We start from the raw sequence: 13,227 nt of genomic DNA, 5'->3' as shown, positions 1-13,227 counted from the left end.
CATAGCAAGGGCTATGTGGAGGATTTGCCGACACAGTGCGGGCAAAAAAGATGCGTCAAGATGGCGGTGCTGAATTTATCAGTGCTTCCTCAAGATTCACGATGGCAGCTACCGTTGGTATCATGCCTCCGGCAATGTCGTACGCGACAAGAACGGGCATCCCGAGGAGATCATCGGGGTCTTTGTTGACATTGACGCGGAGAAGAAAAAGCAGGAGGAAATTGAACAGAACACGCAGCGTAAGGAAAAGTTCTATGGTGAGCTTGAGACGATGCTCAGCAGCCTGTATGGGGCCATTGATGCGATTACTACGAGCGTGAGTCAGACGACGGAGCGCACGGTCGAGATCACAAATGTGCAGGAGGAGATCACCCAGGCAGCAGAGGATACGCGCAGCCAGACGGAGAACACGCTCAAAATGTCCGAGCTTGTCATGACGATCTCGAAGCAGACGAACCTTCTCTCACTGAATGCCTCCATCGAGGCTGCACGCGCGGGCGAGGCAGGGCGCGGCTTCTCGGTGGTTGCGGAGGAGGTTGGCAAGCTCGCCGACAGCAGCCGTGATGCCGCGAGCAAGATCCTTGAGGCACTCGAATCGATGGAGAAGGCGGCAAGTCATATCACCGAGCGTATCAAGTCCATCAACGGTCTGATTGAGAATCAGGCGGCTAATATGAAGGAGATCAGTGCCTCTGTCGAGGAAGCGAAAGCGATGTCCGACAGCATTGAGGAGCTGTCCAAGAAATTGTAAAGTGAATTGCGCCCCGCGGGTCGGCGTTCATATCCGGCGCGTGGGGCGTATTTTTCGTCATTGACACAATCCAATTTCGACAAAGAGCCTGAATTTATTGACAGCACTCTGTGATTGAAATATAATATGGAGAACGGCTATTTATGCACGAATATCATGGATATGGGGAGAATGGATGGGCTTATGAACTTTGATATGAATCTCGTGGTCAACTCATTCCCGCTGCTGCTCATCGGCGCGGGGGTTACGATCCAGATCACGGTGCTGTCGACGGCGATCGGCTTTGTGATCGGTCTGATCGTGGGTGTGGCACGTATCTCGAATCTGCGCGTGCTGCGTATGCTCGCGGAGGTCTATGTGGAGTTCTTCCGTGGGACGCCGCTGCTCGTGCAGATTTTTCTCTTTTACTTCGCGCTGCCTGTCATCACGGGGCAGCGCATCGATCCGTTCATCGCGGCGATCTCTGCGTGCGGCATCAACTCCGGCGCGTATGTGGCGGAGATCTTTCGCGCGGGCATCCAGTCGGTTGACGACGGGCAGATGGAGGCGGGGCGTTCGCTCGGTATGACGTGGCTGCAGACGATGCGCTACATCATTGTGCCGCAGGCGTTCAAGCGTGTCATCCCGCCGCTCGGCAACGAGTTCATCGCCATGCTCAAGGATTCGTCCCTGGTCTCGGTCATCGGTTTCGAGGAGCTGACGCGGCGCGGACAGCTCATCATCGCAAAGACCTATGGCTCGTTTGAAATATGGATGAGCGTCGCCGTCATCTATCTCGTGATGACGTTGACCATCTCGCGCTTCGTCGCGTATCTGGAACGGAGGTATCGCGTCCATGATTGAGATTAAGGGGCTGCGTAAGGCATTTGGCGCGGACGAAGTGTTGAAGGGGATCGACCTCTCGATTGATGAGAAAGAGGTTGTCGTTATCATCGGTCCCTCGGGCTCGGGCAAGAGTACACTGCTGCGCTGCATGAACCATCTCGAAGAGCCGACGGGGGGGGAGGTCGTCGTTGACGGCATCACGCTCTCCAGTGAGGCGAATATCAATAAGGTGCGCGAAGAGGTCGGCATGGTGTTCCAGCGGTTCAACCTCTTTCCTCATATGACGGTGCTTGAGAATATCATGCTCGCACCGATGAAGGTGAAGCATGTCGCCCGCGACGAGGCGGAGAAGACGGCGCGGGAGCTGCTCGCGCGCGTGGGACTCGCGGAAAAGGCGGATGCCTACCCCGACAATCTCTCGGGCGGTCAGCAGCAGCGCGTGGCAATCGCGCGTGCGCTCGCCATGCGTCCGAAGGTCATGCTTTTCGATGAGCCGACCTCGGCGCTCGATCCCGAGATGGTCGGCGAGGTGCTCGATGTCATGCGCGCACTTGCGAACGAGGGCATGACGATGGTTATTGTCACGCATGAGATGGGCTTTGCCCGCGAGGTGGGCGACCGTCTGCTCTTCGTGGACGAGGGCCGCATCATCGAGTCGGGCGTGCCGCGCGAGGTGTTTGAGAACCCGAAGGAGGAGCGCACACGCAGCTTCCTGTCGAAGGTGCTCTGATTGATGCACTTGCGCGGGACTTTGATGCTGCTGGCTGCATCGTTTTTTTGGGGCACGACCTTTGTCGCCCAGATCCTCGGGATGGAGGGACTGGGTCCATATACCTACGCAGCCGCACGCTTTGCACTGGGCGTTCTCTTCATTGGGGCACTGTGGTTTCTCTATCGTGACAAGCGTGCAGAGCAGAGGCGTGCGGGTACGTTTCGCTCGGGCTTTCGCGCGGGGATTCCCGTGGGGCTCGCGATGTTTGTCGGCGTGACGCTCCAACAGGTCGCGCTCCTCTACACGACGGCGGGTAAGACGGCGTTCATTACCACGGTCTATATCGTCCTCGTTCCGCTTGCCGCTGTCCTGCTCGGACAGCGTGTCCGAGCAGTGCAGTGGGGCGGTGCCGTCCTTGCGTTTGCAGGGGTTTACTTCCTCTCCGCGCATGGGGAGACGACAATCAACACGGGCGATCTGCTCGTCCTCATCTGCTCCTTCTTTTGGATGGCACAGATTCTGCTCATTGACCGCTATGCGCGTGCCGTTGATGCGATTGAGCTCTGTTTTATGCAGATGATTATCTGTACCATTGGCAGTGCTGTCCTTGCTGTGATCTATGAGAGCTTCGCGTGGAGCGATATCTGGGGCGCGGCAGTTCCGATCCTCTACGCCGGTCTGTTCTCCTGCGGCGTTGCCTATACCTGTCAGATTCTCGGACAGGCGTATGTTGAGCCGACACAGGCGGCGATTCTCATGTCGACGGAGGCAATCTTTGCCGCCGTGGCGGGCTGGATTGTCCTCGGGGAGACGATGAGCGGCGTTCAGCTGCTGGGCTGTGCGCTCCTCCTCGGCGGTGCGCTTATGGCACCGGTGCGCGGGACAGGGAAATCGCAGAATAACGGATGAATTTGGTACTTCGATAGGAGTATGTATATGCCGGCAGCTGAAATTATCAAACCGAAAATCACCATCAAAGTGGTCGGCGTTGGCGGCGGCGGCAATAACATTGTGCGCTGTGTCCGTGAAAAATACGACCTCGACATCACTCTCATTGGGCTCAACTCCGATCTGCGCCAGCTGAATACCCTGCACAAACAGGGGATCACGGTGCTGCCCGTCGGGGAGAGGCTGACGAACGGGCGCGGCACGGGCGGACGGGTCGAACTCGGCGAACAGGCGGCGCGCGGGTCGGAAAAGCAGATTCGTGCACTCCTTGAGGGAACGGATCTCGTCGTTATCGTAGCCACGATGGGCGGCGGATTTGGGACCGGAGCTGCGCCTGTTGTGGCGGAGATTGCACAGGAGATGGGCATTCTTTCGATTGGTGTTGTCACCACGCCATTTCACTTTGAGATGGCACGCAAGATGCAGACGGCGCAGGCGGGCATTGCTCGCATGCAGGGATATACGGATGCGTTCATCACGGTTCGCAATGACAATTTGCTCAAGATCGCACCGGATCGCAATATGTCCTTTGTCGATGCTTTTTCTCTCGCGGATGAGGTGCTGCGGCAGACGGTCGGCTGTGTGGCGGAGTTGATCCTCACGACGGGGGTCATCAATGTTGACTTCGCCGATGTGACGACGATCTTCCGACAGGGGGGATCGAGCGATGCCCTGCTCGCGATTGGTACGGACGAGAGTCCCCAGAAGGCGGTGCGCAAGGCAATCGAGAGCCCGCTCATCGATCGCGGTATCGAGGGGGCGCGCGGCGTTGTGCTGAACATTACGGGAAGCCCTGCAATGAGTTTGCGCGATGTCGATGAGGCGGTGCACTATATTCATCGGAATGCGCACCCCGAGGTCAACGTGATTGTGGGACTCGTCGTACAGCCTGAAATGGCGGGCAGGGTACAGGCAACGCTCATTGCCACGGACTTTGATGATACCTATATCCCTGCGTCACAGGGATGAACGGATAGGGGAAAGCCCATCAAAGTGGGTCGGTATGTGAAAGGAGGAACGTAGATCGATGAAAGAAGTCCTGCATAAGATGCACCGATGGATGTACGACTATATGCGTTCCTTCCGCACGGACGATCCCGATGTCATGCGCGGGATTCGTCTCAAAGAGATTCACACGGGCTATGTCACGACGAATGCGCGTGCGCTTGCGAAGCATCTCGGATGCAGCGAGCACGACACTGCACTCGCCGAGATCATCGGTCTCTTTCACGATGTGGGACGTTTCCGACAATATGCTGTCTATCAGACGTTCAACGATGCGGCATCGGAGGATCATGCGGAGCTTGGTCTGAAGGTGCTCGCGGAGGACGTAGATTTTTTGGAGCGGCTCACGCCTGCGGATGCCGATGTTGTGCGCTTTGCCATCAAGCACCACAACAAGAAGGAAATTGCGCCGACGGACGATGAGCGAAAGCTGTTTTTCGCGAAGCTCATCCGCGACGCGGACAAGCTCGACATCTACCGCGTGCTGCTGCCGTTCCTCGCACCCGATGGGGCGGAGAAAGCACCGAACTTTGTACCGTCGGATGCGGCGCAGGAGGTCAGCCCCGAATTCGTGGCGGACTTCGCAGCGGGACGACAGGCGGACTACTATCGTCTGCGTACGCACGGTGACCGCAAGATTGTGCGGCTCATGTGGATCTATGACATCAATTTCATGTGGACGCTGCGCCGCATTGTGGAACGCGGCTATGTGGACGCCTTTATTGAGAGCCTTCCGGCGCAGGATGGCATTGCCGAGGGTGTCGCGCGTTTGCGCACCTATATCGAACGGCTCTGTGCACAGAACGATTGATTGGAATTATACGGATCGAGGGATAGGGACATGGCGGACGTAAAGACATCGAATTTTATCCGAAATATCATCGACGAGGACCTGCGTGCGGGACGGCACGCAGAGGGGATTCACACGCGCTTCCCGCCCGAGCCGAACGGCTACCTGCACGTCGGGCACGCGAAGTCCATCTGTCTCAACTTCGGCGTTGCCGAGGACTACCGTGGCCTCTGCAATCTGCGCTTTGACGACACAAATCCGACGAAGGAGGATGTCGAGTATGTGGACTCCATTCAGGAGGATATCCGCTGGCTCGGCTTCTCGTGGGACGACCGCTGTTTCTACGCATCGGATTACTTCGAGCAGATGTATGAATATGCAGTAACATTGATAAAGAAGGGGCTTGCCTATGTGGACGACCTCTCGGCGGATGAGATCCGCGCCCATCGCGGAACGCTGACTGAGGCAGGTGTGGAGAGTCCGTACCGCAACCGCTCCGTGGAGGAAAATCTCGATCTCTTCACGCGTATGCGCGCAGGTGAGTTCTCCGACGGTGCGCGTGTCCTGCGGGCAAAAATCGACATGGCATCGCCGAATCTCGTGATGCGCGACACGGTGATTTATCGTATCGCCCATGTGCCGCATCATCGGACGGGGGATGCGTGGTGCATCTACCCGATGTATGATTTTGCTCATCCGATCTCGGATGCAATCGAGGGCATTACGCACTCGCTCTGCACGCTTGAGTTCGAGGAGCACCGTCCGTTCTATGACTGGCTGCTCGAGGCACTCGGCTTTCCTGCGGGTGAGCGTCCACGTCAGATCGAGTTTGCACGCCTCAACCTCTCGGGGGCGATCACGAGCAAGCGCAAGCTGCGCCAGCTCGTCGAGGAGGGACATGTGCGCGGCTGGGACGATCCGCGTATGCCGACCATCTCGGGGATGCGCCGCCGCGGCTATCCGCCTGCGGCAGTGCGTGCGTTCTGCGAGGAGATTGGCGTTGCCAAGAGCAACAGCACGGTGGACAGCGCCATGCTCGAGCACAGCGTCCGCGACGAGCTGAACCGCAACGCGCCGCGCGTTATGGCGGTGCTGCGCCCACTGAAGCTGGTCATCACCAACTATCCCGAGGGCGGGACGGAGTATCTGCTCGCCGAAAACAGCCCGACCCACGGCGGACAGCGTTATGTGCCGTTCGCCCGTGAGCTCTATATCGACCGCGAGGACTTCATGGAGGATGCACCGAAGAAGTTCTTCCGTCTGAAGCCGGGCGGCGAGGTGCGTCTCAAACATGCCTACATCATCAAATGTGAGGAAGTTATAAAGAATGCTGCGGGAGAGATCACAGAGCTGCGCTGTACATATGACCCCGAGACGCGGAGCGGCGGTGCTGCGGCGAACCGCAAGGTGAAGGGCACGATCCAGTGGGTTGCGGCGGAGCATGCACTCACGGCGGAGGTCAGGCTCTACGAGAGTCTCCTGCGCGATATCCCCGAGGGCGAGGAGGAGCCTGCTCATTTCATCGACGCACTGAATCCCCACTCACTCGAGGTACTGACGGACGCAAAGGTGGAGCCGAGTGTTCGGCTCACGGCGGCAGGGGCGCATTATCAGTTCCTGCGCGTTGGTTACTTTGTTGTTGACCCGGATACAACGCCGGATCATATCGTGTTCAACCGCATTGTCGGGCTGAAGGACTCATGGAGCAAGGTGAAGTAGTTCTTTCCCGTCCATGTCTATGCACCGCCCGATGGGGACGGTATGAGGAGGTTTGCTGTGGCAAAAATACCGAAGAATCGATCTGACAAGGATATGATGCAGGGCTTCGAGGAGGAGGAAACCCTCGCCGAGGTTCTGCTGAAAAAGGAACGGCAGGAAGAGGAGCGCACACGCCTACAGGCGGCGCAGGAACCTCCCGCCGACCTTGCCCGCGCGGGGCTTTCCTCCGCACAGGCGGATGAACTCGGCCGTGCGCTGATGGAGCTGAAGCTGTCCCTGGCACAGGAAGGCGTGCAGCATTATCGGCTCAAGATTCAGCGCAAGGGTCGACAGGTAATCATCACGGCGACGTGATGGATTTCTCGTAACGAGAAGAAGGATGTGTAATGATGGAAAATGCAACGATTGTGGCGATTGTCATATTCGTCATCGCGTACGCGCTCATCATCTCCGAAAAGGTGCACCGCACGATTGTCGGACTGTTTGGCGCAATGCTCATGATACTCTTTGGGATTATCAGCCAGGAGACAGCAGTTCACCACATTGACTTCAACACGCTGGGACTGCTCATGGGCATGATGATTATTGTGAACATCACGAGTGAGACGGGACTCTTCAACTTCCTTGCGATTTGGGCGGCACAGAAGGTCAAGGCGCAGCCGATCGCCCTCCTCGTTGTGCTTTCGACCATCACGATGGCCTGCTCGGCTCTGCTCGACAACGTCACAACGGTTCTGCTGACCGTGCCCATCACCTTCAGCATTACATCACAGCTCAAAGTCGACGTCATGCCCTACCTCATTTCGCAGATCCTGTCCTCCAATATCGGTGGAACGGCAACGCTCATTGGAGATCCGCCGAACATCATGATCGGCAGTGCGGTTGGACTCGACTTCATGGCGTTCGTGGAAAACTTGACGCTTGTCTCTATAATTATCTTTATCTTAGTACAATTCATTCTTATCGCGCTTTACCGAAAGAGTCTGCACACACAGTCGGAGCTTCAGGACAAGATCATGCGTCTTCCTGCAGGGGCGCAGATTACGGATCACAGCCTCCTGCGCAAATGTCTTGCCGTTATCTTCCTGACGATCACACTCTTCGTCCTGCATGGCAGTCTCGGGCTTGAGTCTGCAACGGTCGCGCTCTCGGGCGCAGGGCTGCTGCTCCTCCTCACGGCGATGCGTGATGAGAACACGATTGTCAAGGTGCTCTCCAAGATCGAGTGGCCGGCGATCTTCTTCTTTGGCGGACTCTTCATCCTCGTCGGCGCACTTGTTGAGACGGGTGTTATCCGTATGCTCGCGGCCGAGGCGATCAAGGCGACGGGCGGAGATGTCGAGGCGACGGCGATCCTCATCCTGTGGATGAGCGCATTCGCATCGGCATTCATTGACAACATTCCGTTTGTTGCGACGCTCATTCCGCTGATTCAGGATATGGGGCAGATGGGGCTCACGAACCTAGATCCGCTCTGGTGGTCGCTCGCACTTGGTGCGTGCCTTGGCGGCAACGGAACGCTCATCGGTGCGAGTGCAAACGTCGTTGTCGCATCTATGTCGGCACAGCGCGGACGACCGATTTCCTTTCTCGGTTTTATGAAAGTCGCGTTCCCCGTCATGATCTTCACCATTATCATCTCGAACATCTATGTCTATCTTCGCTATCTCTGAGTATGTTTGATCCTGAAATCCCCAACCGTTCTGACAGTTGGGGATTTCATTTTGTATTTGTACGTGTTATTCTGTGAGAAAGGGGGAGTGACAATGATTCTGCATACGGGGATGCGCACGGACATTCCCGCATTCTATGCGCCGTGGTTCGTGAACCGTCTGCGTGCGGGCGAGGTCTGTGTACGCAATCCCTACGACGAGCGGCAGGTCACGCGCTACCTCCTCGACCCGTCTGTTGTCGATCTCATCGCATTCTGCACGAAGAACCCTGCGGCCATGCTCCCGCACATGGAGGTTCTCGCACCGTTCGGACAGTTCTGGTACGTCACCATCACGCCATACGGCAGGGACATCGAAGCGTATGTGCCTGCGTGGCAGGAGGTCGCGCATACCTTTCGCCGGCTCTCGGAGATTGTTGGCGTGCACGCAATTGGCTGGCGGTACGATCCCATCATCCTCGACGAACGTCATACGATCGACTGGCATCGACGGAAGTTTTCCATGATGGCAGAGATGCTTGCAGGGGCGACCTCGATGGTCGTCATCAGCTTCCTCATGCGCTATGCCAAGACGCGGCGGAACTTCCCCGAGGGGCGTGAGGTAACACACGCGAAGCGCATGGAGCTCGGCGCGTATATTGTGGAGACGGCAAAAGCGTACGGGATGACCGTCTACCCGTGCGGCGGGGATGAACTCGCTGCATACGGTGCTGACACAGGCGGCTGTATGACGCCGCGCATCTACGAGCGGGCACTTGGCCGGCGCATCCGCTTTCCGAAGTATCAGCGTCAGCGGAAGGAGTGTGACTGCTACCTCGGCGCGGACATCGGCGCGTATGACAGCTGTCCGCACCTCTGCCGCTACTGCTACGCCAATACGCATTTTACGCGCGTACAGAGGAACCGCCGCCGCCACGATCCTGCATCCCCTTTTCTCATTGGGCACGCAGAGACGAGCGACCGTGTGCACGATGCGGTGCAGGTGAGCTGGCTCGACGTTCAGGAGAGTCTGTTTTGACCAATATCGTGGAGCATAGAAAAAATGCTTGCACTTTATGAAAAACCTCTGTATAATACAGAGCGTTGAAATCCGTTCCTCAAGACCTGATAGTCGTTCAATGAACGAGTGAAGCCTTGTTTATGTAATCAAGCTTTGCCGTACCATAATCTCAGTGAACGCTTTCCCAGTTCGGCGAATGGAGAGACTCTATAATTATTCAAGGGAGATTGTGGAAGAATGGCATTTGAAGACAAGACACTCGTATGCAAGGAATGCGGCGGCAATTTCGTGTTCACGGCCGGTGAGCAGGAGTTTTACGCAGAGAAGGGCTTTGAGAACGAGCCGGCACGCTGCCGTGACTGCCGTGACAAGCGTCGTCGCGGTCGTGACGAGCAGAGCAGCGGCGAGCGTCAGATGTTCCATGTGGTCTGCGCCGAGTGCGGCAAGGACACGGAAGTCCCGTTCGAGCCGAAGACGGATCGCCCGGTTTACTGCCGCGACTGCTTCAACTCGAAGCGCGCAGCACGTTTCTAAGGATTTTTGAGGGACGCTCAGGGTTCCTTCATGGGAGGGATTGCTGCCTTGTGTGCGGCGTCCCTCTTTTGATTTTATCTCATTTGAGGAGGCTTTCCTATGAAACTGAAGAAATTGGCACTTGTTCTGACCGGTGCTCTCGTGAGTCTCGCGCTTGTCGGCTGCGGCGGCGGTGGAGATCAGGCAAAGCAGGAGAGCAAGGTGCTGCGCGTTGGTGCTGCGGTTGACTTTGCTCCGTTCGAGTTCCAGGATGAGGGGCAGAAGGAATATCAGGGCTTCGACATGGATCTCATCCGTGCGGTCGCAAAGGAGATGGGCAGCGAGGCAGAGATCCAGAACATCGGCTTTGATGGTCTGATCCCTGCGCTTCAGGCGAAGAACATTGATGTCATCATCAGCGGCATGACGATCAATGATGAGCGCAAGCAGAAGGTGAACTTCTCCGATCCGTACTACCAGTCGGGTCTTACGATGATTGTCCGCAGCGATGAGGAAGCGATTAAGTCGTTCAAGGATCTGAAGGGGCATAAGGTCGCCGTTCAGATCGGTACGACGAGTGCGAACATGGTCAAGGAGATGGAGGGCGTTACGGTCACTGAGCTGAACACGCCCGCAGACTGCTTCATGGAGCTCAAGGCGCGCGGCGTGGATGCTGTCGTCAATGACCGCCCTGTCAACGACTACTACATCAAGCAGACACAGGCGGTCGGTGTGAAGTCCCTCGAGGACAAGCTCTCTGCCGAGGACTACGGCATTGCGATGGCGAAGGACAACGCTGACCTCCAGAAGAAGGTCAACGAGGCTCTCAAGAAGCTGCATGAGAACGGCGAATACGACAAGATCTATCAGAAGTGGTTCGGTGCGAGCAAGTAAGAAATCGCTGAATGACAAAAAGCCCCGCAGATGGAGAAAATCCGTCTGCGGGGCTTTTCTATGCCTACCGTGATAGGATGCGCGCCATATCATTAGGCAGGGGAGATGCTATAGAGAGCCGTTCACCTGTGCGCGGATGCGTGAGGGTGAGTTGAGCTGAATGGAGTGCGTGGCGTGGGATGAGATCCTTGCTGCCGCCGTATAGGTCGTCACCGAGCAGGGGATGGCCGAGGTGGGCGAGATGCACGCGAATCTGCTGGGTGCGTCCCGTCTCGAGCTGCAGACGCAGGAGTGTATGTCTGCCATTCGTCCACGTCGTCCGATAATGCGTACGCGCCGGTTTTCCATTAGGAGAGACGCAGCGCAGGATGATGCTCGGCAGCGCACGTGCAATTGGTGCGTCTACTGTGCCCTCCGTTGGTGTGAGCACTCCGTCAATCAGTGCAAGGTAGGCGCGTGTCAGAGTGTTTTGCTTTGCTATTTGATACTGCACTTCGGGATGTTTCGCGATGAGCAGGAGTCCCGTTGTATTGCGGTCGAGGCGGTGGCACGGGTGAAAGTCAAGTCGTGTGCCGTGCTCTTCGTAAAAACCGAGCACGGCATTTGCGACCGTTCCGTGCACTTCCTTTGTGGTCGGATGCACAAGCTGACCTGCGGGTTTGTCGATGATGAGGAGGTCATTGTCCTCGTAGACGATTGCGAGCGGAAGCCGCTCGGGGGTGACGGAGCTGACGATCGGCAGCTCATAGGATACCATGTCACCCGTGTGCAGCATGGTACGCGCGGCGATGGCGGGCACGCCGTTCACGGCGAATGTCCCGCTGTGTTTGATGCGTTTCCACAGTCCCGACGAAATTCCGCACACGCGCATGAGATACGCCTTGGCAGGGCATTCCTCCTCCGTCGGCAGCGTGACGATGTGTTCCGTCATTCGCTTCGCGTTTGCTCCGAACGACGCAGGGCGAGGATGATGCGGAAGGAGATGGAGAGGATGATTGCGACGACGGTTGCGAGTGCCATGCCGCGCAGCGTGACCGTTCCAATCGTAAGGCTTGCGGTGGATACACCGAGCCCCATAACGATGGAGGTGAGGAGGAGGTTCATCGGATTGTTGTAGTCTACCTTCGCCTCCACGAGGATGCGGATGCCCGAGGCAGCGATGACACCAAAGAGCAGCATGGAGACGCCGCCCATGACGGGGGTTGGAATGCTCTGGATGAGTGCGGCGAGCTTGCCGAGGCAGGAGAGCAGGATTGCAAAGATGGCGGCACCGCCGATGACCCATGTGGAGTAGACCTTTGTGATGGCGAGGACACCGATGTTCTCACCGTAGGTTGTATTCGGCGTTGAGCCAAAGAAGCCGGAGAAGATTGTCGAAACGCCGTTGCCGAGGAGGGAGCGGTCGAGCCCCGGATCCTTAGCGAGGTTGCGCCCGACGATGTTGCCTGTGACAATGAGATGTCCGATGTGCTCCACGATGACGACGATGGAGGCGGGCAGGATGATGAGAATGGCACGCAGGTCGAACTCCGGCGTATAGATGGTCGGAATCGCAAACCACGGTGCACTCTCAACGTGCGAGAGATCGACAATGCCGACGGTGAACGCGATGACATAGCCAGCGACTATGCCGATGAGAATCGGGATGATGGAGAGGAATCCACGGAATGCCATTGAGGCAAAGATGGTGATGGCAAGGGTTGCGATTGAAACGAAGATGACAGTGGTATCCGTGTTTTCGCCCGTCAGCCCCGCCATGTTTGCCGCCGTTGGCATCAGCTCCAGACCGATGACAGCGACAATCGCACCCATCGAGGCAGGCGGGAAGATCACGTCAATCCAACTCGTCCCGATGGTGTGCACGATGAAACTGACGATACAGAAGACAATACCGACGACGATGAAGCCGCCAAGTGCCGCCTCATAGCTGTATTGGGAGAGCACGAGGAAGACAGGGGAGAGGAAGGCAAAACTCGAGCCAAGGTATGCAGGGATTTTCCCTTTGCAGAGGATGAGGTAGAACAGTGTGCCGATGCCGTTGAAGAGCAGCACGGTCGCAGGATTGACGTGAAAGAGAATCGGCACGAGTACGGTCGAGCCGAACATGGCGAAGAGGTGCTGCAGGGACAGCGGGATGGTGGTCAGGAGCGGCGGGCGCTCCGTGGTATCAATGGTTCTTTGCGACATGGGAATCACTCCGTTTCAGATGAAAATAGAAATATAGGAAGCTCGGCGGCAGGTTTCTGCTCGGCGATGAGGAAGCTCCTTGTCTATGACAGACGTTCCTATGATACCATAGACAGCGGCAGGGGACAATCATTATCCGTGCATTCTTGTGGATTTAAGGAAGCACTGATAAATTCAGCGCCGCCATCTTGACGCATCTTTTTTGCCCGCA

13 protein-coding genes and 2 pseudogenes are annotated in these 13,227 nt (G+C 57.0%); 13 read left to right on the top strand and 2 right to left on the bottom strand.

Annotation, left to right across the window (positions count from 1 at the left end; translation table 11 throughout):
* The 13 genes and pseudogenes from ACO6BQ_RS09850 to ACO6BQ_RS09790 all read left to right on the top strand — a co-directional run.
* A pseudogene (locus ACO6BQ_RS09850) lies at positions 1-90 on the top strand (secretion protein HlyD); the annotation flags it as partial.
* Positions 89-751 (top strand): annotated as a pseudogene (locus tag ACO6BQ_RS09845) (methyl-accepting chemotaxis protein); the annotation flags it as partial. The pseudogenes ACO6BQ_RS09850 and ACO6BQ_RS09845, both read left to right, overlap by 2 nt.
* 183 nt (positions 752-934) lie before the next feature.
* On the top strand, positions 935-1,594 hold the full coding sequence (locus ACO6BQ_RS09840; RefSeq protein ID WP_106627203.1) for an amino acid ABC transporter permease: 660 nt from the start codon (positions 935-937) through the stop codon (positions 1,592-1,594).
* Entirely contained in the window at positions 1,587-2,306 is a 720-nt protein-coding gene (locus ACO6BQ_RS09835) for an amino acid ABC transporter ATP-binding protein (RefSeq protein ID WP_489120697.1), read from the top strand. Before ACO6BQ_RS09840 ends, ACO6BQ_RS09835 begins: the two co-directional genes overlap by 8 nt.
* Before the next feature lie 3 nt (positions 2,307-2,309).
* On the top strand, positions 2,310-3,197 hold the full coding sequence (locus tag ACO6BQ_RS09830) for a DMT family transporter (RefSeq protein ID WP_489120698.1): 888 nt from the start codon (positions 2,310-2,312) through the stop codon (positions 3,195-3,197).
* Between the two features lie 27 nt (positions 3,198-3,224).
* On the top strand, positions 3,225-4,205 hold the full coding sequence (gene ftsZ, locus ACO6BQ_RS09825; RefSeq protein WP_489120696.1) for a cell division protein FtsZ: 981 nt from the start codon (positions 3,225-3,227) through the stop codon (positions 4,203-4,205).
* 58 nt (positions 4,206-4,263) lie between these two features.
* Positions 4,264-5,052, top strand: coding sequence for an HD domain-containing protein (locus ACO6BQ_RS09820; protein WP_489120695.1), 789 nt, complete (start codon positions 4,264-4,266; stop codon positions 5,050-5,052).
* Positions 5,053-5,082: 30 nt separating this feature from the next.
* Positions 5,083-6,750, top strand: a complete 1,668-nt coding sequence (locus tag ACO6BQ_RS09815) for a glutamine--tRNA ligase/YqeY domain fusion protein (protein WP_489120694.1) — start codon at positions 5,083-5,085, stop codon at positions 6,748-6,750.
* A 57-nt stretch (positions 6,751-6,807) separates the two neighbouring features.
* Positions 6,808-7,104: a hypothetical protein gene (locus ACO6BQ_RS09810; RefSeq protein ID WP_489120693.1), complete on the top strand. Its 297-nt coding sequence runs from the start codon at positions 6,808-6,810 to the stop codon at positions 7,102-7,104.
* 32 nt (positions 7,105-7,136) lie between these two features.
* Positions 7,137-8,423 carry an ArsB/NhaD family transporter gene (locus tag ACO6BQ_RS09805; RefSeq protein ID WP_489120692.1) on the top strand — a complete coding sequence of 429 codons (1,287 nt, stop codon included), beginning with the start codon at positions 7,137-7,139 and terminating at the stop codon, positions 8,421-8,423.
* 93 nt (positions 8,424-8,516) lie between these two features.
* Positions 8,517-9,440: a DUF1848 domain-containing protein gene (locus ACO6BQ_RS09800; protein WP_489120691.1), complete on the top strand. Its 924-nt coding sequence runs from the start codon at positions 8,517-8,519 to the stop codon at positions 9,438-9,440.
* A gap of 219 nt (positions 9,441-9,659) precedes the next feature.
* Positions 9,660-9,956: a zinc-ribbon domain containing protein gene (locus ACO6BQ_RS09795; RefSeq protein WP_314664894.1), complete on the top strand. Its 297-nt coding sequence runs from the start codon at positions 9,660-9,662 to the stop codon at positions 9,954-9,956.
* 99 nt (positions 9,957-10,055) lie between these two features.
* Positions 10,056-10,829 (top strand): basic amino acid ABC transporter substrate-binding protein, encoded by a 774-nt coding sequence (locus ACO6BQ_RS09790; RefSeq protein WP_489120690.1) that lies wholly within the window; start codon positions 10,056-10,058, stop codon positions 10,827-10,829.
* Positions 10,830-10,893: 64 nt separating this feature from the next.
* Here the strand turns inward: ACO6BQ_RS09790 and ACO6BQ_RS09785 are convergent, their stop codons facing one another.
* Positions 10,894-11,760: an RluA family pseudouridine synthase gene (locus ACO6BQ_RS09785; RefSeq protein WP_489120689.1), complete on the bottom strand. Its 867-nt coding sequence runs from the start codon at positions 11,758-11,760 to the stop codon at positions 10,894-10,896.
* Positions 11,757-13,016, bottom strand: coding sequence for a uracil permease (gene uraA, locus ACO6BQ_RS09780; protein WP_489120688.1), 1,260 nt, complete (start codon positions 13,014-13,016; stop codon positions 11,757-11,759). The genes ACO6BQ_RS09785 and uraA overlap by 4 nt, the downstream gene beginning before the upstream one ends.
* Between the last annotated feature and the right edge of the window lie 211 nt (positions 13,017-13,227).

The organism is Centipeda sp. (in: firmicutes) (assembly GCF_057271695.1).
Note: the sequence above shows the minus strand (reverse complement) of the source record. Positions and strands in the feature narration are given on the sequence as shown.

Bases quoted from the DNA above. Each gene is read 5' to 3' on its own strand.
- ACO6BQ_RS09840 (WP_106627203.1), top strand. From the start codon at position 935: ATGAACTTTGATATGAATCTCGTGGTCAACTCATTCCCGCTGCTGCTC.
- ACO6BQ_RS09835 (WP_489120697.1), top strand. From the start codon at position 1,587: ATGATTGAGATTAAGGGGCTGCGTAAGGCATTTGGCGCGGACGAAGTG.
- ACO6BQ_RS09830 (WP_489120698.1), top strand. From the start codon at position 2,310: ATGCACTTGCGCGGGACTTTGATGCTGCTGGCTGCATCGTTTTTTTGG.
- ftsZ (WP_489120696.1), top strand. From the start codon at position 3,225: ATGCCGGCAGCTGAAATTATCAAACCGAAAATCACCATCAAAGTGGTC.
- ACO6BQ_RS09820 (WP_489120695.1), top strand. From the start codon at position 4,264: ATGAAAGAAGTCCTGCATAAGATGCACCGATGGATGTACGACTATATG.
- ACO6BQ_RS09815 (WP_489120694.1), top strand. From the start codon at position 5,083: ATGGCGGACGTAAAGACATCGAATTTTATCCGAAATATCATCGACGAG.
- ACO6BQ_RS09805 (WP_489120692.1), top strand. From the start codon at position 7,137: ATGATGGAAAATGCAACGATTGTGGCGATTGTCATATTCGTCATCGCG.
- ACO6BQ_RS09800 (WP_489120691.1), top strand. From the start codon at position 8,517: ATGATTCTGCATACGGGGATGCGCACGGACATTCCCGCATTCTATGCG.
- ACO6BQ_RS09795 (WP_314664894.1), top strand. From the start codon at position 9,660: ATGGCATTTGAAGACAAGACACTCGTATGCAAGGAATGCGGCGGCAAT.
- ACO6BQ_RS09790 (WP_489120690.1), top strand. From the start codon at position 10,056: ATGAAACTGAAGAAATTGGCACTTGTTCTGACCGGTGCTCTCGTGAGT.
- ACO6BQ_RS09785 (WP_489120689.1), bottom strand. From the start codon at position 11,760: ATGACGGAACACATCGTCACGCTGCCGACGGAGGAGGAATGCCCTGCC.
- uraA (WP_489120688.1), bottom strand. From the start codon at position 13,016: ATGTCGCAAAGAACCATTGATACCACGGAGCGCCCGCCGCTCCTGACC.